At 51.7% G+C, this 21,143-nt stretch carries 23 protein-coding genes; 11 read left to right on the forward strand and 12 right to left on the reverse strand.

Features of this window, described 5'->3' with window-relative positions; translation table 11 throughout:
- Window positions 1-33 precede the first annotated feature (33 nt).
- Entirely contained in the window at window positions 34-3,321 is a 3,288-nt protein-coding gene (locus tag HK25_RS08270) for an AsmA-like C-terminal region-containing protein (protein ID WP_086635900.1), read from the forward strand.
- A 9-nt stretch (window positions 3,322-3,330) separates the two neighbouring features.
- Here HK25_RS08270 and HK25_RS08275 read toward each other — a convergent pair whose 3' ends face one another.
- From HK25_RS08275 to aat, 4 genes are all read right to left on the reverse strand, one after another.
- Window positions 3,331-3,891, reverse strand: a complete 561-nt coding sequence (locus tag HK25_RS08275; RefSeq protein ID WP_143295980.1) for a hypothetical protein — start codon at window positions 3,889-3,891, stop codon at window positions 3,331-3,333.
- Between the two features lie 68 nt (window positions 3,892-3,959).
- Window positions 3,960-4,601 carry a hypothetical protein gene (locus tag HK25_RS08280; RefSeq protein WP_086635902.1) on the reverse strand — a complete coding sequence of 214 codons (642 nt, stop codon included), beginning with the start codon at window positions 4,599-4,601 and terminating at the stop codon, window positions 3,960-3,962.
- On the reverse strand, window positions 4,598-5,434 hold the full coding sequence (locus HK25_RS08285; RefSeq protein ID WP_086635903.1) for a DUF4412 domain-containing protein: 837 nt from the start codon (window positions 5,432-5,434) through the stop codon (window positions 4,598-4,600). The genes HK25_RS08280 and HK25_RS08285 overlap by 4 nt, the downstream gene beginning before the upstream one ends.
- Window positions 5,435-5,455: 21 nt before the next feature.
- Window positions 5,456-6,085, reverse strand: coding sequence for a leucyl/phenylalanyl-tRNA--protein transferase (gene aat / locus HK25_RS08290; protein WP_194299652.1), 630 nt, complete (start codon window positions 6,083-6,085; stop codon window positions 5,456-5,458).
- A 209-nt stretch (window positions 6,086-6,294) separates the two neighbouring features.
- Between aat and HK25_RS08295 the strand changes: the two genes are divergently transcribed.
- On the forward strand, window positions 6,295-7,269 hold the full coding sequence (locus tag HK25_RS08295) for a D-glycerate dehydrogenase (protein WP_086554420.1): 975 nt from the start codon (window positions 6,295-6,297) through the stop codon (window positions 7,267-7,269).
- 28 nt (window positions 7,270-7,297) lie between these two features.
- The gene (locus HK25_RS12960; RefSeq protein WP_158092785.1) at window positions 7,298-7,447 is read left to right on the forward strand and encodes a hypothetical protein; all 150 of its coding nucleotides are present in this window, start codon (window positions 7,298-7,300) and stop codon (window positions 7,445-7,447) included.
- A 57-nt stretch (window positions 7,448-7,504) separates the two neighbouring features.
- On the opposite strand, the gene HK25_RS08300 is transcribed toward HK25_RS12960, so the two are convergent.
- On the reverse strand, window positions 7,505-8,326 hold the full coding sequence (locus tag HK25_RS08300) for an EcsC family protein (protein WP_369822923.1): 822 nt from the start codon (window positions 8,324-8,326) through the stop codon (window positions 7,505-7,507).
- 263 nt (window positions 8,327-8,589) lie between these two features.
- Between HK25_RS08300 and HK25_RS08305 the strand changes: the two genes are divergently transcribed.
- On the forward strand, window positions 8,590-8,928 hold the full coding sequence (locus HK25_RS08305) for a TIGR01244 family sulfur transferase (protein WP_086635904.1): 339 nt from the start codon (window positions 8,590-8,592) through the stop codon (window positions 8,926-8,928).
- A gap of 9 nt (window positions 8,929-8,937) precedes the next feature.
- Here the strand turns inward: HK25_RS08305 and HK25_RS08310 are convergent, their stop codons facing one another.
- Entirely contained in the window at window positions 8,938-9,351 is a 414-nt protein-coding gene (locus HK25_RS08310) for an EVE domain-containing protein (protein WP_086554508.1), read from the reverse strand.
- A gap of 5 nt (window positions 9,352-9,356) precedes the next feature.
- Window positions 9,357-9,650 carry a YciI family protein gene (locus tag HK25_RS08315; RefSeq protein ID WP_086554423.1) on the reverse strand — a complete coding sequence of 98 codons (294 nt, stop codon included), beginning with the start codon at window positions 9,648-9,650 and terminating at the stop codon, window positions 9,357-9,359.
- Window positions 9,651-9,830: 180 nt separating this feature from the next.
- Between HK25_RS08315 and ccmC the strand changes: the two genes are divergently transcribed.
- The 6 genes from ccmC (at window position 9,831) to ccmI (ending at window position 15,134) form a co-directional block, all read left to right on the forward strand.
- Window positions 9,831-10,607, forward strand: a complete 777-nt coding sequence (ccmC, locus tag HK25_RS08320) for a heme ABC transporter permease CcmC (RefSeq protein WP_086554509.1) — start codon at window positions 9,831-9,833, stop codon at window positions 10,605-10,607.
- Window positions 10,608-10,761: 154 nt separating this feature from the next.
- On the forward strand, window positions 10,762-11,295 hold the full coding sequence (gene ccmE, locus HK25_RS08325) for a cytochrome c maturation protein CcmE (RefSeq protein WP_086554424.1): 534 nt from the start codon (window positions 10,762-10,764) through the stop codon (window positions 11,293-11,295).
- A 39-nt stretch (window positions 11,296-11,334) separates the two neighbouring features.
- Window positions 11,335-13,320 (forward strand): heme lyase CcmF/NrfE family subunit, encoded by a 1,986-nt coding sequence (locus HK25_RS08330; RefSeq protein ID WP_086554425.1) that lies wholly within the window; start codon window positions 11,335-11,337, stop codon window positions 13,318-13,320.
- Entirely contained in the window at window positions 13,317-13,904 is a 588-nt protein-coding gene (locus HK25_RS08335) for a DsbE family thiol:disulfide interchange protein (protein ID WP_086635905.1), read from the forward strand. Before HK25_RS08330 ends, HK25_RS08335 begins: the two co-directional genes overlap by 4 nt.
- A gap of 5 nt (window positions 13,905-13,909) precedes the next feature.
- Complete coding sequence (locus tag HK25_RS08340) at window positions 13,910-14,398, forward strand: cytochrome c-type biogenesis protein (protein WP_086554510.1); 489 nt, start codon at window positions 13,910-13,912, stop codon at window positions 14,396-14,398.
- Window positions 14,399-14,402: 4 nt separating this feature from the next.
- A complete protein-coding gene (ccmI, locus tag HK25_RS08345; RefSeq protein WP_086635906.1) occupies window positions 14,403-15,134 on the forward strand; it encodes a c-type cytochrome biogenesis protein CcmI in 732 nt (243 codons plus the stop codon).
- Between the two features lie 41 nt (window positions 15,135-15,175).
- Here the strand turns inward: ccmI and HK25_RS08350 are convergent, their stop codons facing one another.
- Window positions 15,176-15,700 carry a hypothetical protein gene (locus tag HK25_RS08350; protein ID WP_086554428.1) on the reverse strand — a complete coding sequence of 175 codons (525 nt, stop codon included), beginning with the start codon at window positions 15,698-15,700 and terminating at the stop codon, window positions 15,176-15,178.
- Window positions 15,701-15,783: 83 nt separating this feature from the next.
- Window positions 15,784-16,155, reverse strand: a complete 372-nt coding sequence (locus HK25_RS08355) for a YidB family protein (protein ID WP_086554511.1) — start codon at window positions 16,153-16,155, stop codon at window positions 15,784-15,786.
- Between the two features lie 256 nt (window positions 16,156-16,411).
- Here HK25_RS08355 and HK25_RS08360 point away from each other — a divergent pair, with 256 nt between their 5' ends.
- Entirely contained in the window at window positions 16,412-18,592 is a 2,181-nt protein-coding gene (locus HK25_RS08360) for an FUSC family protein (RefSeq protein ID WP_086554429.1), read from the forward strand.
- Between the two features lie 27 nt (window positions 18,593-18,619).
- Here HK25_RS08360 and HK25_RS08365 read toward each other — a convergent pair whose 3' ends face one another.
- The 3 genes from HK25_RS08365 to HK25_RS08375 are packed head-to-tail and all read right to left on the reverse strand — an operon-like array spanning window position 18,620 to window position 21,143.
- A complete protein-coding gene (locus HK25_RS08365) occupies window positions 18,620-19,486 on the reverse strand; it encodes a hypothetical protein (RefSeq protein ID WP_086635907.1) in 867 nt (288 codons plus the stop codon).
- Window positions 19,483-20,442: an MlaD family protein gene (locus HK25_RS08370; RefSeq protein WP_086554431.1), complete on the reverse strand. Its 960-nt coding sequence runs from the start codon at window positions 20,440-20,442 to the stop codon at window positions 19,483-19,485. Before HK25_RS08370 ends, HK25_RS08365 begins: the two co-directional genes overlap by 4 nt.
- Window positions 20,442-21,143, reverse strand: a complete 702-nt coding sequence (locus HK25_RS08375) for an ABC transporter ATP-binding protein (protein ID WP_086554432.1) — start codon at window positions 21,141-21,143, stop codon at window positions 20,442-20,444. The genes HK25_RS08370 and HK25_RS08375 overlap by 1 nt, the downstream gene beginning before the upstream one ends.

Genomic DNA, 21,143 nt, shown 5'->3' on the forward strand with positions numbered 1-21,143 from the left:
GACCATCCTGGAGAAGAACAAAGGGTTGCTGCGTTGACTTCAACTGGTCAAGACCTGCCTCGTCCCGCAAAGAAAAAATTACGTTTTGCGCTGCTTGTTACAGCGCTTGTTGTCCTGCTTACTCCGGTCTGCGCAGTGGCCAGCCTGCTGTGCTATATGCTCTTTAAACCTTTGAATATAACACCACTGGCCAGACCTTTTCTGCCTGTGGTCTTACAAAAAGATAAAGCACATCCTGAAAATAAAACCACCCTTGACTTTGGCAGAATTGAGCTGAGGTGGAACAGCCTGCACGATGGTTTTGCCATTCCACTCAGACTTAAAATTTATAACATCAGTCTCATCCCCGGTGCCCCGACAGCACCGGCCGACACTATTAAAGAGGCTGAAGCGACACTTAGCCCGCTATCATTAATACATGGTCAGATCAGATTACATACTCTTGCCGTTACAGGTGCGCATCTGAATCTCAGCCGCACACCGGATGGTGATATTAACCTGACCGGGGCACCGAACAGCACACACCATCATAATAAAAAACATTCACACTCATTCAGCTTCAGCAGCATCCGGCATGTAAGGCTTCATGATACTGTTATTAAGCTCGACGACAATAAAACAAACACACGGTGGACACTCTCCCCAGCAGAAGCCGATCTGAATGTCCAAACCCTGCACGGAAAAAACGCTGTAACCGGTTCACTCTCCTTACAGATTACCAGTCAGGATACACCTCAGACACACCTGGCTATAAACGCAGGCGGCGTTGTTACCAAAAATAATAATGCAAAATGGCATATTGCTCTCACACCGGTCCGTCCTTCGGCATTTGCTTCACTTGCACCAGAACTGACCCAGATTAACAACACCGTAAGTCTGGGTGCTGATATCACTCTCTCACCTGTTAAGCACAGCATCTGGCTAGTACCTGGTGCAGTTGACCTGACGACTGATATTGGTGCAGGCACGATAGAAGTAAAGAAACTACCTTATCTTCTCACGCACGGTACCGCCACACTGCATGCTGACCTGCTTCATCACTCAGCCAGCGCAGTCGGAGCAAAACTAAAATTAAAAGAACTGACCCTTAACCTCCTTAACCCTGCCGCACCTGACCAGCCCGATCAGGGCCTTACGGTCACAGGTCAGGGTTATTTTGATATTTCCGACCTGTTAAGTCCCACAGGCCTGTCAGGCGGAGCAACGCTTTCTATCCCCGGCTTACAATTTGCGCAGATAGGTAACTACTGGCCTATACGTGCGGCCAAAGGCGGACGCCTGTGGGTAATGAAAAATATTACATCAGGCACAGCCCGAAACCTGCATGTCTCTCTGGATTTACAAAGCAAAACCGGCTGGAGTGCCCTGAAAGTCAAACATATTGACGGCGGGGTCGATGGCACAGGGCTAACTGTTCACTGGCTGCGTCCGGTTTCGCCTTTTCATGATGTTAGTGCACATCTGGCAATTAATAACCTTAAAAGCATCACTATTACGTTTACCCAGGGCTACCAGATCGCAACGCTCAAAAATGCAGCGCTGGCAACAACCGGAACAGGACGCATCACAATTAACTCCGGTACAATGGTCATCAACGGGCTTGATCAAAAAGATCAGACGAGCGTGATCAATGCCAGTATGCACGGCAAGGTGCAGGATATTTTGTCTCTGCTGTCTGAGCCACGTATGCACCTCCTCTCGCGCCACCCGCTCAGTTTCAGCCACCCGTCAGGCAGTGCAGATATCTCGCTGATGCTGGGTCTTCCTCTGGAAAGTCACATTACAGCCGATCAGCTTATCGTTGATGCCAGAGCAGCTCTGTCACACGTACATCTTGAGAACGTTGTGCTGCATCACTCCGTCAATGATGGTCAGTTTAAACTCGAAGCCACAACAAAAAAACTCAGCCTGTCAGGGCACGCACTGGCTGGTGAGCAGCCATCTGACGTTTCCTACATGATGAATTTTGTACCTGGCAGCCCGACTGATATTGCTGAAACACTCCACCTGAATGCACATATCACACCAGATTCTGCTCTGGCTGCGGGCGTTGTAACGGGAAACCATTTCGAGGGCATGGCTAACCTGAAAGTTGATTATACGCGTTTTTTTAATAAACACGCCATCGTCAGCCTCAACCTTGACCTGAAACATGCAAACATCTTCATTCCCATGTGGCATAAAGCCGCAGGGCAGCCTGCCACACTCTCTGCCACACTCAATATGGCTGATGGTCATATGGTCAGTGTCGATAAACTCGCCGGGGACGGACCTGATCTGAATATTCGCGGGCAGATTAATCTGCGCTCTCAGACAGCATCCAGGCTGGTTGTATCCTCTTTCCATATAGGGCGTTCCTCAGGACACGCTGAACTGTCTCTTCCTTTTCTGTCCAGAGACAAAACGATTGATGTCAGCGTTGTTGCTTCACAGCTGGATCTTTCCCCCCTGCTGGACTCAGCTTTTGCCTCCGCGCCATCTTCTTCTCCTGATACAAAAAAGAAAGAAAATGATGGATATTCTATCCCCACAGCAGCGAATGGGAAATTACATGGCCCTCCGGGGAATGCGTGGAGAATAAATCTGCAGGCTGACTCACTGATTTATAATGAGACCAAGCCTGCTCTGCACAGCATTAACGCTCGTTTTTTTCATAATGGCCTGCGGCTTGAGAAAATGCTTTTCACCATGAAAGCTCCCTCTCCCATTACAATTCAGATGACCCCCGCACCTAAAAACCGGCATTTATCTGTGAATATCCCTGATGCCGGTGGTTTTCTCAAAGCCTTTAACATTATTCCTGATGTCGAGGGCGGACATGCGACCCTGGAAGGGACATTTAACGACGCTTTGCCGGCAGCACCTTTTGATGGTGTTATTAATGTCAGCACATTTTCAGTAACTAAAGTACCAGGTATCGTTCTCGCAGCGAGAAACATCTCTCTCTATGGCTGGATTAATAGTAAAAAGGCCTCTTCATTTGCAATTACGCACCTTTCGGTGCCCGTGTCGTTATCAGATGGCATTATCAATATTCATGATGCCAATGCTGGTAACGGTGCACTGGGGGCGACGATGAAAGGAGACATTAATCTGAAGCAGGGTACACTGGATATTGATGGTACGGTTGTACCGCTATTTGCCCTGAACAGTCTGCTTGGTAAAATACCGGCTATCGGACAATTATTCAGCCCTGAAAAAAATGGCGGCCTGCTGGCAGTAACATTTTCACTGTCCGGGAAACTTAAAAACCCTGATTTCCACGTTAACCCGTATGCCATCCTGTTACCCGGCGCGCTGCGGGCGGTTCTCCCTGACTAAAATTATGCCTTACGGAACAGGAGGGGCATCCGGATCTTCTATGTCGGCATTACTTTCTGTGAGATAAATTGTATCATGCAGGCGATCAAGAACATGCGCCGTAACAGCGCCTGAAGCAATAAGCCTGCGGAAACCTATATCTTCCTCTTCAAAGCCTGTATCAACACCATTGCCACTTGTTTCACCCACAGGCTGAAACAGCGTATCAAACTGCGGAAGAACCTGCGGTGTCAGCCAGTGGCGCGTATGTGATACGACAGAAGAGGCATCGGCGACGTCACAGGGTCTGTCAGCAGTGAGCACCACAGTCTGTGTTGTAATAAATGCCTGACCCGGAGTGTAGTCGGATATTGCGTCTGCAAATATTGTACCGGCAGGAATGATAAGAGGGAAACCTTTTGCCCCAGCAGGCGACGCAACACAAATACTTACTCCACCCTGCCCTTTAGGCACCTGTTGTACGACACCAAGGCCGGCAGCATAATCATGACCGGTCTGAGCAGAGGCATATGAAAAACACAACAACGCCACTACCCCGGTCCAGGGCAATAACCTGGTAAACTTCCCCATCGTACAATCCAGCCCTGCTACGCGTTCTTACGCACCCTACCCAAACAAAGGCATATATTCAAAAATTCTTACGGCGTAGCAGGGGCGACCTTACTAAACCCCTCCGGCACTCTGAAGATACTATCAGGTTGAGCCGCGCGGTCTACTCTTACAGCCTGAACCATAATTTTTTGTTTGCGCGAAACCTGAAGCAGTAAGCCATCGGCCGTATAACAGGCATCCGTGACAAAGCCATCTGAATCTTTTGTGCGCCAGAGCGTACAATGCTCACCAGCGACAACTGAAGAACCAAGACGTGCATAATGCCCCATCATCGCCGGATGTCCCGGAGGGGTCAGCTCATGTGACGGAGCAGGCATAACACTCTGAGTATGACGCACCAGATCCACCACTGTCAGAGTATGATCAGGCCAGGAGGTTAGCATGAAAAGTGCGTTCCCCTCAGGGTCAATACGCTGACGCAGCGTGGCAACCTGCCAGCGCATCCGCTGCTTAAGCAGGCTTCCGTTTTGCGGAGACGTTAACTCATAATCTATGTCAACATCAGTGCCAGGCGTAATGCACGGCGCATTCTGGTCACATACAGCCTCATGCTTTCCTGCAGCAGCAGACGACGCAACTGCAGGCGTCTGTGCATATGCTGCAACAGAAAACATGCTGCCCAGCAAAACCCCAAGGCCTGCTATAACCTGACCAGATACCTGCCTCATTGCCCCTCTCTTTCTCCTGTCTCTGACGCAGCCTCTGACCCTGTCGCACCCGGCCCGGTGCCTGTTATACCTGCGCTGCCGGCTGAACTGTCCGGAGATGATGGCTCACCGCCCCCTTCACCTCCGCTTGCTTCAGCATTACCTCTATGCGGTACAAACTCATGAAAACCAGCAGGCGGCTCAAAAGCACTTGCAGGAACAGGATCGTAAGATATTTTTTCAGCCTTAAGGTGACCATTAAGGCCGTCAACATCAACCCCTTCATAGTCAAGAATAAGACCATCTGCTGTCACGCAGACCTTACTCTTACCCTGCGTTGAGACAACTCCCCATAATGTGCAGGGCTGCCCCGCGATAACATCCTGCCCCTGACGAGTAAATTTCATTGATAAATCAAGAAAAAATGGATTTCTGATCGCTTCCTGCTGTACAAGGCGCGTGTAGATTTTACGGGCATCCAGCGTAATAATAATTTCCTGCGCACTACGGTTCATAATAACCGAACCACGCTCCTCATCACCCTTGCTGTCCTGAAGGTAGCGAATGCGCATCAGCCCGCCATCACCTGAAAACAAAAGCTGCACATGACGGTCTGTCAGTGGCGGAACCGTATTTTTCTCAGCCTCAGACATACCAGCCGGAGGGCGGGGCTGAAAAACGTAATCAATTGTTGCATCACGAGCAGGTGTAAGAGGCGGATGCTCCTGCGAAGCAGCCTCTGCTCCCACAGCGCGGGCTCTCCACATATCACAGCTCACAATATTCAGACTTGTCAGAAAACATGCCGCCACAGTTGGCAGAAAAAATTTACAGCCTGACAGGCGACGTATCATAACGATCCTCGTTTTTTCATCTTACACTGCGGTGCCACGCAACGCACGAATTGTGTTTCGTAATTCCTCTTGAGGGATATTACTACGCCAACATGGCGACATATGGACAGCACCCGACAAAGTCGCCTTATAATCAGCGGCAGGGATCTCAAGCCCGCCAAAACGCGCCAGATGTTCTGTGCCAAATTGTGTATCAAGCACAATAAAGCCAGAAATCTGTAACCGCGCGACCAGGTGCACCAGAGCAACTTTTGAGGCATCCCGCTCACGGCTGAACATGCTCTCACCAAAAAAAGCACCACCCAGAGCAACACCATACAAGCCGCCCACAAGCCGGCCATCCCTGCGGCATTCTACACTATGAGCAAACCCCTGATCGTGCAGAGCACAAAACAGACGAAAAATTTCTGCATTAATCCAGGTCTCTTCGCGCCCGGGTGCCGGAGCAGCACATCCTCTCATCACGCCGGGAAAATCCTGATCAACAGTGACATCAAAGGTATCTGAAAGCACCGTACGCATCAGACGGCGTGGCAGATGAAATGTCTCCAGCGGTAAAACTCCGCGTGGGTCAGGGTCATACCATGCCAGCTCGTCCCCTTGTGCACTGTCAGCCATAGGGAAAAAACCTGCAGCATAAGCACGCAGCATAATCTCAGGTGTCAGAACCTGTCTGGACACATCAGAGCTCCTTTATAATTTAACTGTTAATTCCTTTGCAGGACGGTCACTAAAAATTTTATTTTTCAACGCAGGATGACCCTTCCTTTTATTCTGAGCCCATTCCATGATCTCCTGCTCAGGTCATACTGCTATAATATGGTATAATTTTACCGCTTTCTTATCTGTCAGGGGTCAATATGTCTGCTGAAAAACCTCGTCTTATCCGCTCAGTTCGTCTGCTCGACGCTGCAGAGCGACGAATCCTGTCTGAATTTTCAGCACCTGCGGCACCAGCTCATCCGCTCAACACCGCAGAGCTGATTGAACTGGCACATAGTTTTCAGGCGCAGGCCTTACTTGTAACACATCACACACCTTTAAAAGGCGATGATGTTGCAGCCCTGCCAGACTGCGTCAAGCTGGTTGCGACCGTTAGCGTAGGCCTTGATCACCTTGATGTCGCCGCTCTTAACGCGCGTGGTATTGCTGTATCGAATACACCCGGCGTGCTGACTGACTGCAATGCCGACCTGACCATGATGCTGATTATCGCAGCATCACGCCGGGCGGCAGAATACTACAACATTATGAAAAAAGGCTGGGGCCATTCTCTGGAAATGGATGAGATGCTTGGCCACAGAGTCAGCGGTAAAACTCTGGGCATTATTGGCATGGGGCGCATTGGTCAGGCCGTAGCACAGCGTGCACGCGGCTTTTCAATGAATGTGTTGTATCACAACCGCCGTCAGCTGGACCCCTCGCAGGAAGAAGGCGCCACATATTATGCATCTCTCGAAGAGATGCTGCCAAAATGTAATATTCTCTCGCTTCATCTGCCCGGATCATCAAACGGCCAGCCCATCATTACAGCCCGTACACTGAGCTTACTGCCGCGCGGGAGTATTCTGGTCAATGCGGCCCGTGGCTCTCTTGTTAATGAAACGGCTCTGATTGATGCCCTTCGTTCAGGTCAGCTGGCAGGAGCAGGTCTTGACGTATATCAGAATGAACCTAATCCTGACCCACGCATTCTTGCCCTGCCAAACGTCTTCATGACACCGCATACCGGCAGCGCAACGATTGAAACACGCACAGCTATGTGTATGCTGGCACTTGATAACGCAGCAGCTATTGCTGCGGGCACGCCTTTACCATCACCCGTAACGGCCTGACCGCAATCATATTAAGGAGAGACCCGTTATGACAATGCGCCTTTTTTGTGTCATTGGCATTGGCCTGAGTGGCCTGGTGTCACTCTTTGCACCGCATTATCAGGTAACAGCTGAAGTTGTATCGAGCGGCTTTATGATACTGGCTCTGGCAGGCACGCTGCTCATACAGGAAGACTGACAGGTAATTCTCAAGCAGGAGCGCATGACGTCACGCGCTCCTGCTTTAAGTGCGGGCTTATTTTTTAACCTGCTCACGCAGTGCCAGAGCTGTGTCACGCACCACAGGGCCATGTTCACGCTCAAGACGACGAATGGTGAAATGTGCTCTTGCGAGTGCTCTGTAATGATTCAGAAAAGCAGTATTCAGGGATGCACCACAGAGCGCACCAGCAACAGGCATAAGCTGCAAAGAGACCTTTTGCCCCAGAGCCAGACCATAATGTGAAGCTACTTCAGCGATCAGCATAACAACCGGGCGACCACGTAACAACGCCCGTGCCGAGAAATAGCCCAGTTCATTTTCATCCCCGTCGCGCACATTAGGGAAGGCTCTCAGCGCAAAAACTTCCAGACAGGCAGCACGAGCATCTTCCTGCGACAGATCTTCACCCTCTTCACGGGCAATATGTGCAATCTCGCGCATAATTGTCAGAGTTGTAAAAGCAATATCGGGGGCAAGGCCAGCCAGACCTGTAAAGCCACCGACAGCTCCCGAAACTGCAACTGCAGCCTGCGTTACCGGTTTACGCCAGCTTTGCTCATCACCCGCCACGGCATCACTACCGGAGCGCAGCCCGACAACAGCAATATCAAACGCACGGGTCACAGCACTTTCTGCCAGAGCACGCAGCTTCTGCTCCATACCAGGGGCCATACCAAGTCCACGCAGGCCAAGACGCGCGGCATGGCCGACAGCTCCGCCCATCAGGTCAGCAAGGCGCACAAGTACACCTTTCCCGGCCTCAACCTGTGTCAGGGCATGCTCCAGCTCGCCCAGATCCTGAGTGCTCAGAGCCAGAGGGACAACATCACTGCCGGCCTTGTCATTGTTCGTCATTTGCGGTCTTTCAGCCTCCTGCATGCACGCCACAATCAACGGTGGCGAAACTGGTCACGCTGTTCTTTCGGATCGATGGCATTATAACACAGAACTTTCGGGTACAACACAACCCCGGTGCCTGCACATCAGACACCAGAAAGATATGGTTATTGTCGTGCCTTGTAATAAGGTCCATAAATATGCCCTGCCAGTGCCTGTGAGGCATACTCTTCAGGCACCCTCCATACAGGCCAGTTCAGTTTTTATACGGAGCTTTGTTTATGTCACACTACAAAAAACTTTCTGAGGATTTTGCAGTTGCCCCTCAGATCTCACCTGATGACGTGCCAGCTATTCGTGCTGCAGGCTTTAAAAGCATCATCTGCACACGTCCCGACAACGAAGATCCAGGCCAGCCTTCAGCTGAAACTATTGCAAACGCGGCCACACAGGCAGGCCTGTCTTTTTATGCTATTCCTGTGATGTCAGGTGTGGCTCCCTCTTCCGATGCTGTTATCGAAATGCAGGAAGCCCTGAATACACTGCCAGGACCAGTATTCAGCTATTGTCGCTCTGGCACACGTGCGGGTGTTCTCTGGCAGCTGGCGACACAGAAATAAGCCGGAGCCTTATTCTTTCCAGCCACCCATACTGCACAGCGCCTGCCAGTGCTGTGCAGACACCGGACAGACTGAAAGCCTGGACTGCCTTACCAGAGCAAGGTCCTCCAACGAGTCATCAGCCTTAATTTCAGCAAGAGTCACCGGCCTGGGCATAGCACCCACTGTTTTAACATCGACACATACCCAGGAACCAGACTCTGCGCTCGGGTCGGGGTAAGCCTCACGCACGATTTCAACAATACCAACAATCGCGCGCTGCACATTTGAGTGATAAAAGAAAGCGCGGTCACCCAGGCGCATTGCGGCGAGGTTTTTCTTTGCCTGATGGTTACGCACCCCGGTCCAGGGTTCTGTACCATTAGCAACCTGCTCCTGCCAGCTAAATGCATCTGGTTCACTTTTAATCAGCCAGAACGCCATATTTTTCACTCAACCCTGTTGCCATCACGAAAAACTGTTTTCACAGCCCGGATAATAACACTCTCAAAAAGGCCTGCTTTGGTGTAAGGATCAGCCGCAGCGAAAACATCAGCTGCCGATGGGTTGTCAACATCAATCATAATCAGGCTACCGCATGGCTTTTCTTCTTCATCAAGCATAGGTCCTGCAAACCGGATGATATTTTTATGTTTTTCAAGATGAGCAAGGTGCTGAGCACGTGTTGCCAGGCGGGTCTCAAAACCATTCTGACGATCTGTGCACACAATAGAAAACAGCATATCTTTTTCTCCTGATAATTGCCTGCTCAGATCGCCCACGAATAATGGCCTCGTGTCAAGGGGAATAAAATGATATAACGCCCCCTGCACGCGAGTTGCTATTTTTTTCCTGACACAGAAAAGATACTTCGTTATGTGCCTTCAATGTTCCTTCATTCAGTATACGAAACGAACAAACCATTGAGTGCCTCACATTCTTCTGCCTCACGTCTCAGCAGCTTTTTTCACCGCTACGCTAACCCGGGCCGCTTTCTCAGGCTGGGCAAAGTGCTTCAGCCATGGCTCACCTGGCCTGCTATTGCCCTGACCCTGACCGGGTTGATCTGGGGGCTATTTTTCTCTCCTGCTGACTGGCAGCAGGGAGATAGTGTGCGCATTATGTACATTCATGTACCGACAGCCATTCTGGCATCAGCAGGATATGCTGCTCTTGCTCTTTGCAGCGTGCTGTCTCTGGTGTGGCGTCACCCGCTGGCTGACCTGGCAGCGGCAGAAATCGGCCCTGTCGGGGCCTGTATTACCGCTCTGTGCCTGGCGACGGGGTCCTTGTGGGGCAAACCTATGTGGGGCGCCTGGTGGGTATGGGATGCCCGCCTGACATCAGTACTTATTCTGTTCTTTCTCTACCTGGGGCATATCACGCTTATACGTGCTTTTGACGACCAGCAGCGCGGCTATCGTGCCGCAGCCATCCTGGCAATTGCGGGCGCAGTTGATCTGCCCATTATTAAATTCAGTGTACAATGGTGGAACACCCTGCACCAGCCTGACAGCATCACTCTGACCAGTGCTCCCACCATGTCTGGCAGCATGCTCTGGCCTCTCGCTCTGTCAATGCTGGGCATTTCCCTGGGGTTTGCAGCCATCGTACTGGCACGTCTGCGCGCTTCTGTAATGGAGAGCCGTATTCGCAGCCTGCTTTCAAACCAGCGCCGCCACAATGGTGATCTCTCATGACACATCTGCCATTTATTATCGCCAGTTACGGACTTTTTATTGCTCTTGCCCTTTACCTGAGTGCGGGAGCTGCCCTACGTCTCAGAACTGCTCGTTTGAAACTGCTGTCACTTGAGCCGGCCAAACCCAGTTCGCCAGGAAAAAAATCCGTCTCATGACCCGTAAAACACGCCGTCTCTGGCTGGTTATTATCTGTGTAGCATGCTTTGGCACAGCCGCGGCTCTGATGCTGCGTGCCTTTTCATCTGACATTGTTTTTTTTGTCACGCCCTCACAGCTCACACAGAACGCACAGCCAGCTGACCGTACAGTTAAGCTCGGCGGTATGGTTGTCGCTAATTCGGTTAAACGTGAAAAGCATGGGGATACACCTGTTTCCAGCTTTGAAGTCACTGATGGCCAGTCAGCCGTCACCGTAAACTATGAAGGCGTATTGCCTGACCTGTTTCGCGAGGGGCAAAGTGTCGTGGCAATTGGCTCGATGAAGAACGGTATCTTCATCGCCAGTGAAGTTCTGGCCAAACATGACGAAACCTATATGCCCAAAGAAGTGGCTGAAGCCCTGAAAAAATCGGGCAAATGGGACCCACGCTTTGGCCCGCCGCCTGATGCCGCCAGCTGGAACAGTATGACGGTTAAGGATGCAAAAAAATCTCTCCTGCCGCCGCCAGCTCCTGCTGCACAGTAACATACCACCACACAGTTAATCCGGGAGTGCCCCACTGATATGCTGAGCCCCGAACTCGGACATTACGCCCTTGCCCTGGCCTGTGTTCTTGCCTTTGCACAGGCGGTTGTGCCGCTTATCGGCGCCTCAACTCGCGACATCCGCCTCCTGACGCTGGCGCCTGCCCTGGCTCTGGGACAGCTGCTTGCGCTTCTGGTATCCTTTCTGTGTCTGATCAATGCCGCAGTAACTGATGACTTCTCGGTTCAGAACATTGTCGCAAACAGTGCTGTCTCTAAACCTCTGCTGTATAAAATAACCGGTGTATGGGGCAACCACGAGGGCTCAGTGCTTTTGTGGATCCTTATCCTGGGTATCTGCGGGGCTGCGGTTGCGGCGTTCGGGCGTAATCTGCCTGGTATTCTGCGGGCACGGGTTATTGCCGTACTGGGCATTATCGCCGCAGGTTTTGAACTCTTCTGCCTGACAACATCTAACCCCTTTGCGCGTGTATGGCCCGCCCCGATGGATGGACAGGGTATGAACCCCCTGTTGCAGGACCCCGGCCTCGCCTTTCACCCGCCCATTCTCTACACAGGCTATGTTGGCTTTGCCGTACCGTTTGCTTTTGCTATCGCCGCTCTGATCGAGGGCCGGGTCGATGCAGCATGGGGCCGATGGGTCAGACCCTGGGCTGTTGCGGCATGGTGCTTTTTAACCTGCGGGATCGCACTGGGGTCATGGTGGTCTTATTATGTGCTGGGCTGGGGCGGCTACTGGTTCTGGGACCCGGTTGAAAATGCCTCTCTCATCCCCTGGCTGACTGGTACGGCACTCATTCATTCCGCCACAGTTGTTGAAAAACGCGAAAGCCTGAAGATCTGGACCGTACTCCTCGCTATCGCCACGTTCTCCTTCTCTCTGTCAGGCACATTTCTTGTACGCTCGGGCATCCTCAACTCAGTTCATGCTTTTGCTAATGACCCGGCACGTGGCATTTTTATTCTTGCTCTGCTGGCCCTGGTTATTGGTGGCTCACTGGCTCTGTTTGCCTGCCGCGCACCGGCTCTGACATCAGGTGGTTTTTTTGCACCGGTCTCCCGCGAGGGGGCACTTGTGCTCAACAATATTTTCCTGTGCTCCATCTGTGCCGTTGTCGTAACCGGCACGATGTATCCTCCCTTTATGTCATTGCTGTTTGACCGCACAATTTCGGTCGGTAAACCTTTTTTTGACGCGACAACAATCCCCCTTGCTCTCCCTTTATTTATGTTCATGGGGATCGGGCCAATGCTTCCCTGGAAACGGGCTCAGCTCTGGCCGGTGATACAGCGACTATGGATTACCCTCATCCTGACAGGACTGGCTTTTGCTATATCTCTCTGGGGGGTTGCAGGTGTTTTCCCCGCTCTGTCATGTGGTGCTGCTGTATGGGTTATTCTGACAAGCATTACCGATGTAACAGAACGTATCAGGCTGTTTCGCATGCCCTTAAGTGGCAGCCTGCAACGCGCACGTGGTCTGCCCCGCTCTGTCTTTGGCACCGCCCTGGCACATGCAGGTGTGGGCATCAGTGTTCTGGGGCTCGCTGTTATGTCTCAGGCGCAGCACAAAATTACCGAAATTACACCTGGCACTACGCAGCATCTGGCAGGTTATGACTGGACGCTTGAAAAGGTGGAGCAGGCACCCGGCCCTAACTACACCGCCATGACAGCAACAGTTAAAGTCAGCCGCAATGGTCATCTGGTCGCCATGATGCACCCGTCACGTCGCAGTTTTAACGCACAGCATCAGACAACAACCGAAGTCTCTATTCATACCAACCTGCTGGCAGACCTGTATTGTGTGCTCGGAGACCAGCACGGAACAGATGCTAACCCCACCTATGTGCTGCGCCTTCATTATAATCCTCTTGCACCATGGATGTGGCTTGGTGCTCTGATTATGGCTGTGGGTGGTATACTCTCTCTCTCTGACAGACGGATAAGAGTCGGTGCGCCGCGACGCGCTCAGTCTGCAGCCAGAACGGTGACATCACCATGAATGACATACACGACGCTCCTCCCTCATCGCCGCTGCGCCGCAGACTGCTTATGGGTGTTCCTCTGGCGGGTGCTGCAATCGTTGGGGTCGGTTTCGCCAGAATGCTCTCTGGTATGCAAAAAGGCTCCTTCGATCCGCACAGAATTAATACACCGGTGATTAACCGCCCCGTTCCCGATTTTACCCTGGCTGCGCAACCGCCTGGTACAGGCTTTTCAGCGCAGGACCTGCGGGCCATGACCAAACCTGTTCTGGTCAATTTTTTTGCCTCATGGTGCATCCCCTGCCTGGCAGAAATGCCGGTACTCATGACCATTAAAAAAGACATCGAACTCTGGGGTATTGCCTATAAAGACCGTCCTGAAAATGCTGAGGGCTTTCTGCGTCATTCAGGCAATCCCTATACACGCATCGGCAGTGACCGTGAGGGACGTACAGGCATTGACTGGGGCATTTCCGGCGTGCCCGAAAGTTTTCTCGTCACCCCCGGTGGGATCATCCGCTGGCATACAGCGACACCCCTTGCCCCGGATATTTTGCAAACGACCCTGCTTCCCCTTCTGGCAAAACTGAACAGCCCATGAAACATATGCTTTCAGCCCTGAAACGCCGTTTAATCACCGTAGTTTTTGCTGCTGTTATAGTTGTCATTGCAACGCCTGCCCTGGTGCTGGCCGTTGATGACCCGTCAGAAATGTTGCCTGACCCAAAGCTGGAAGCACGGGCTGAGCATATCGGTTCACAGCTGCGCTGCCTTGTATGCCAGAATGAGTCGATCGAAGACAGTAGCGCCGGCCTGGCCCGCGACCTGCGCCGCGTTGTGCGTGAACATGTAGCGCAGGGGCAGAGCGACGGGCAGATTATGGAATGGATGGTCAGCCGCTATGGCAACTTCATTCGCCTGGCTCCCCCCCTTACACTGGCAACGCTGTTGTTGTGGGGGATGGCGCCTCTGGCCCTGCTGTGCGGATTTGTGATTGCTTTTGTGGTCAGAAGCCGCCGCGTGAAGATACAGGTTACGCCATCACCTCTCACAGAAGAAGAAAAAGCCAGACTGGCAGAACTGACAAAGGACTAAATGCATGATCTGGCTTTCTATCCTGCTTTTAAGCCTGCTGGCCCTGGCTCCGGCGGCTGCACAGCTCTGGCGACGTTCTCAGCAGATTAAAGATGAACGCGGTTCAGCGCTCGCTTTGCATGAGGCTCAGCTCTCAGAAATTGACCGTGACCTTGCCGCTGACCTTATTGCACCTGCTGAGCATGATATTGCACGCCTTGAAATTCAGCGTCGTATACTCGCCGCTGATCGGCCTGCCCCGCAGGCAAGTGCGCGCCTTTCGGCTCCCCTTGTCTGGTGCGGCCTGCTGCTTCTGCCAGCAGCGTCGATCCTGCTTTATCTTTGCAACGGTATTCCTTCTCTGCCAGCTCAGCCACTCGGCCCAAGGCTGGCGGCAGAGCACGCACAGAATGTTCGCAATGATGCTGTTCTGGATCGTATGAGACGGACCCTTGCACAAATGTCAACAGATGACCCCAGCCTGAGACAGGGGTACCTTCTGCTTGGCCAGGCTGAAGCCTCACGAGCCCGCTATGCAGATGCAGCTGATGCCTGGAACCACGCGCTCAGTCTGGGCTTTGAGCCTGAGCTGGCGGCCCGCACGGCTGAAGCCATGACACGCGCCAGTGACCGTGTCACACCGCAGGCCCTGGCTCTTTTTCGTAAAGCTATGGATGCCGCACCGGCTGATGCTTCGTGGCGCAGTGCCGTACAGGCACGCATAGCTGAAGGAGAACACGAGCAGGATAACCCCTGAGGGCTCCTGCCGCTACACAACACTATACAAAGACCGTAAAATTAACGGATGCCGTTTTTTTCCATATGGCGGCTCCATATATCCTTTTTAAAACTGGCCTGTGGCGGGCGAATTTCACAGGAAATCAGATAAAGGCCAATCACAAAGACAAGGTTTGAGAGCGCGTTAAACCACATCGCCTGAAAAAAGGGAGGGGCGGTTACGTTTGCCTGCCACATTGTGTAAATTGTAAATGGTATAGAAACGATCCTGACCCCGCGCAGTACATGGCGCAGCGGATTAGCATAACCTGGTTTAACCAGTGCCCGCATACGACAAAGGCCTATAAAAAACGTTACGCACAACGCCCAGATCAGAATATTAAACACCATCGAACTAAAATCTTCGATGCCGTTAAAAATAAAAACAGCAATAATTGAAGCCGCAGAAAAAAGTAGTGACCCCAGCTGAAAACTCATACCGACATCAAGAACATTCATCCTCTCCGGCAGCCGGTCGGCCAGAGGCTGAAAGACTTTATCAAGAAGCCAGGCATCAGCCTGTGTAATACGTTCACCTAAACTCATCTGCTCTTCACAATATTGTATAAAAACTCTCTGCCCGCCAGTCCTGCTTATTTATCCGGCAGGCAGATCGTTTACGTTAAAAATTAAACGCTGCTGCTTTCAGATTTGTCGGCAATAGTGCCGTCTGGTGTTGCTTTGTGCACAGCCTCAGGCAGAAATTGTGCCAGAGCACCCAAAACTGCATCTGCCGGCAGGCCTGAGCGATCGACCAGGTTGTGTAATGTTTCGCTGCCAAGCATCTCTCTGATTTCATCAGCTGTGACAGGCAGATTATCACCCTGGCCAATCCATGAACGGACCTTATCGCCCAACCCGCATTCGTCAGCTTTTGCCTGAATTTTAGCAATCATTTCCGGCTGCAAAAAGGACTGAAGCTGCTGCTGCATCACGCCAGACAGGCTGCTTCCAATCGTGCTTTCAACTTTATTTACAAGGTTGGCTAAAAAACCAGACATCTGCAGATCCCCAATGTCGCTGCAAAATAAAAATACAGCAGGTTGCGTCACCCCGAAAAAAGGCCGACGATCTGCTTTGTTATGGACCAGATAAGCAACTTATGCGAGCTTTATGCGGTTGTGCCTCTCTGCCCTCCCCTCTTTTCAGAATGGATATAGCTGATATGCGCTGGATACCCGGAGGAAATTTTCAGAATTCAGGCTACTTTACCGGCGAATCCTTTATTCCTCAGCCTTAGAATAAAAGCCTCAGGTCTTGCCAGACATTCTTCCCTTTCTTCTGAAGCACATAAAGCCGCTGGAGCGTCTGAACGCCTTCAGTCAGTCTGAAAATAAGTTACTGGCAAAATGGAAATGGCTGTTTGCGCCATCATTGCCAGCGCTTAGCTTTGCCATTCGTACCACCGTAGCCTCCCTGATCGCACTGTATCTTGCGATGTGGATGGAAATGGCTGATCCGCAATGGGCGGCTATGACTGTGTGGATTGTAGCACAGGGCTCACGAGGTGAATCCCTCTCCAAAGCCAGATGGCGTCTTGTTGGTACAGCTGTGGGCGTAACCATGGCTATTACGCTCATTTCGTCTTTTATTCAGCAGGCCTGGCTGTTTTTCCCTGCACTGGGCATATGGGTGGGGTTATGCTGCACGCTGGCTACATTAGTACGTAATTTTCGCTCTTATGCTTTGGTGCTGGCCGGGTACACCTGCGCCATTATTTCCATCGGCTCCATTCAGACCCCTCAGAATGTCTTTATGATTGCCATGTCACGTGCCACGTACATTGTTCTTGGTATCGTTTGTGAAAGCACCATCGCAGGTCTTTTCAGTTCAAACCTGGCAACCACGGCACGCCGCAACATCCGTGAAAAACTGCATACAGCACTGGGTAGCGTGTCTGTGTCAGTAGCCGGTCTTTTATCCGGCTCTGAAAATGCAATGATCCGTTCACGAGAGATGTTTGGCCCACTGCTCTCGATCAATGATCAGATAGAGTTTTCAGAAGTGGAAATGGGGCCACATGGCCATGAGGGAGACCATGCACGCGCTGCCCTTGCTGCAGTTTCTGTTTTGCTCTCCCGCGGGCTAGGCATGGCGGTGCGCCTGCAGTACCTCGACAGTGACCAGCCTGCATTTCAGAAAACCGCAGCACAGGTTAGCAGCTTCCTTAATACTGTCACTCAGAACCTCGATACTGATGAACATGTCCAGGAGTTGCTGCATGACCTGCAACATTTGCGCGGCGAATGCCGCCAGCAGATTGTCGATGCGCTGACGCAGGAAATCAGTACGCCCAATGAAGAACAAAGCGTCGAAAAGGTACAGGCCTTACTTGATAACCGTATTCTGCATAACGCGCTTGATGAATTGTTGCTGGAACTTGAGCAGGCCATTAAAGAATATGACGCCAGCCATCATGTCATACGCGGTGACCACTTCCATTTTCGTATGCAGGCACATAACGACCAGCGCGAAGCACTGTATAACGGAATAAGAGCTTTTGCCGCTATTACCGCCGCAGGCCTGATATGGGAGATCACTGCCTGGCCATCAGGACTGACTTTCATTACGTTTGTGGCTATTGTCTGCGGGCTGTTTGCCACGCGTGAAAACCCTGTTCTGGCCAGTACACATTTTCTTTACGGCACATTATGGGCCGTTGCGATCTCTGCCATCCTTGTTTTTATTGTCATACCTCCTCAGGCTGACTACGAAACGCTGGCAGCTACATTTGCGCTCCCGATGATTGCGGGCGGGCTGGCTGCGCGTAATGCAGCAACTGCCTTACCTTCAGCTGCATACACACTCTTGCTGCCAAACTTTGTCGCCCCCAGTAACCATGGCCGGGAAAATGAACTCGCCTGGTTTAACTCAACAAGCAGCGTGATCCTTGGCATTGCGTTTGCTATTATCGTGTTTAAAATTGTTCTTCCCTTCGATAATGCAAGTGAACGCTGGCGTATGCGCCGCAGCATGCTTAACGAACTGCGCTTTCTGGCCTCCGCACATCCTATTCCGGAGACAAGGGACTGGATTGGTCGTAACATTGACCGCTTTTCACGGCTGATCCGTCATGCCGGACCCAAACCTTCAGCTACCATTGAAGGCTGCCTTCAGGGTACCCTGGCAACCATGACTATAGGTCTCAACATTATACGGTTGCGAAACCTGCTCGCGCGGCAGCAAATTCCTCCACAAGCCCGCCGCACGATAGAAGTCGTCATGCTACGTATGGAGCGTTTTACAGGTAAATATGACCGCACAGCGCAGACCGCACAGCGTGCAACCAACATTCTGCGACGTCTGGAGGCAACCGAACCCAATATTACAACAAGGATCGAGCTGACGCGTGCAATTGCCTATCTGATTGTTGTGTCCCACGAGCTCAGGGCCAATGCTGTTTTCCTCGACACATCAAAGCCCTTCAAGGTCAGATAATACCGCGCCTGCAGGCAAAATATCGTTTTACTGCGCAGGCGGGGCCAGAGGATGCAATAAAATGCCACCTGCGAGCTGCCCCCACTGATCGGCATCTTTTTGCATCTGACTGCCAGACTGCGCTGCAGCACTCTGAGCCGCACGAGCCCATAAAGAGGCTGCACCTGCATGATCGCCCGAGATGCTGGCCGCACGCGCTGCCAGAGCCAGAGCTCTCGACATTTCGTTATACGAACCCTCATCTCGTCTCAGGTCAGCAACCTCACGGGCAAGAGACATAGCCTGAGCCGGGTTGGTTTTAATGAGAGACAGCGCTTCAATCTCTTTTTTATCAGCCAGCACAGAAACAGAAACCGGCTTTTTCATATTATGAAGGCGTGTATATGCACGTTGTAAAGCGGCATTATCACCACTGTCATACCCTGCCAGCCCCATAATAAGCGCTGCACGACCTGCAAGGTCTTTATCAGCCTCAGCCATAGGCGCCGCAGCATCCTCTATCGCCTGCGTATAATTTTTCAGCTGATAGTAAGCAGCTGCCTGGACCAGCTTTAACGATACGACTGACGCATCATGGCGAATAAGAAGTGTCTGACTAACGTCCTGAACTGTCTTTAAAGCATCCTGCGGCTGACCCGCCGCGAGCTGAGATACAGCAAGGTTATAACCAGCCTCGGCCATTGCCGGACCGTCATCACGCTTAAGAGCCTGCTGCCCGGCCGTGCGATATTCACTCATCGCGACCTTATAGCGCTTCAGGTCAAAAGCGCTCTCACCCGTATCCATTGCCTGAGCATAAACAGAATCATCAAAAGCTGCTGGTGCCGGCTGTGACGTACTACCGCAGGCGGCGAGAGACATCAGCGCGGCGGATGAAAGAATTATTTTTTTCATGGCTGCACCCTGCGTGGTGGCAACCAGCCTTTCTTACTGTTTTTTGGCTGCCCTGAACCGCCAAGTAACCACATGCCACGCAGCTGGTTTGTAAGTTTCTGAAGGCTGTAAAGAGTTGTCTGAGCCTGGGTCAGCAACGCAGGCAGATCAGCTGTACTGTCCTGCACACTGGCCGCGATTGCCGGCAGATGCGGTGTCGTTTTTGCCAGGTCACCCGACATCGACTTTACATTTCCCATCGTTGCGTCAGCTTTACTCATGATAGTCGCCATCTGATTTTCTATCGGCTTCAGCTGATTAATGACCGTATTGAGTGATACGATTGTTTTCTCTGCATCTTTAATCAGTGCATCATTGGTCAGAAGCTGGCCAACAGAGCCTTTTCCTTCGTGCATAGCCGTCATAGTGGCATCAAGCTCAGCCATCATATGACGCGCACTCTCCAGTGTAGGAACAATCTGCGTCTTAATATCATTCAGCGTTGCTGTGATCATATCACCAGGATTAGGAGCCGGCGTCGCACTGATAACAGCATAATCCCAGTTCATCGGGGCACCATATCCCCGGTTCAGATCAAGATAAGATGACCCTGCCACAATAAACTGCTTGCGAATAATTGCCGTACTGTCACGACGGATAAAGGGCTTAGCCTGCAGGTCAAGGTCAACAATTACATACATATCGCCTGAAGGGTTCAGCTTGATGGAACGAATAGTGCCGGCATGCGCCCCCAGTAACTGAACATCACCCCCGACGGTCAGCCCCTCAACACCACCTGCGGGCAGTGTAACGCGTAAGATAGCCGGTGGCGTCAGCCAGTCACGCAGCACCCCGGCCTCGACGATAACCCCACCGAAGGCTACCAGGCTCAGTATTACCAGGAGCCCCACCCACTCGTCCGTATATCGGAGTGAGATTAATGGCTTAACTTTCTGTCGTAAACGAATCTGAAACATTAGCCTGCCCGCACCGCCACGAGTCCATCATCCACAAGGCGCCACATACTGGTGGCTAACTGACGATAGCGCCTTTGCACTGTATTATTACGCACCAGCCAGATTACTCCAGCTTCTTTATTTCGGGCTGCAACAACAGCACCAACAAAAGCCTCTTCAAGATCAGCAGGGCATGCCTCCAGCAGATTTTCGAGAAGAAGAATCTGAGGATTACCTAAAAATGCCCTGACACAGGATGCCCTGATAAGGTCTGTCTCAGAAAGCATATCCGGACGTAACACTGGCAAACCTGGCAAACCAAACCAGCTACTCAGCTGTGTTGCCTCAATAACAACCTCACTCATATCACGCGTCGTATGATGTAGCTGCTGCAGGCCTATTCCCATATAAGTGCCCAGAAAATCAGGCCAGCTGGGACGGTGTGACATCCGTCCAATCCGTCCGCGCAGAGCATTTTTCTCCCGGTCGCGTAAATCTGCCCAGTCAAGCCCCATAAATTTAACCGCACCATCAACCAGCGGGACAAGCCCTGAGCACATATCTGCAAAAGCGGTAGCCCGGCTGTTGTCACGCACTTCTATGATAGCGCACTCACCAGGCATCAGTTTCATACTGAATGGTACAGGTGGTAACCCACTCTCATCAAATGACGGAACAGCTTTATTCAGCTCTAAAACCGGACCTGTTGCACGTGTGTACAT

This window comes from Acetobacter sp. DsW_059 (assembly GCF_002153695.1).
GTDB classification, from domain to species: domain Bacteria; phylum Pseudomonadota; class Alphaproteobacteria; order Acetobacterales; family Acetobacteraceae; genus Acetobacter; species Acetobacter thailandicus.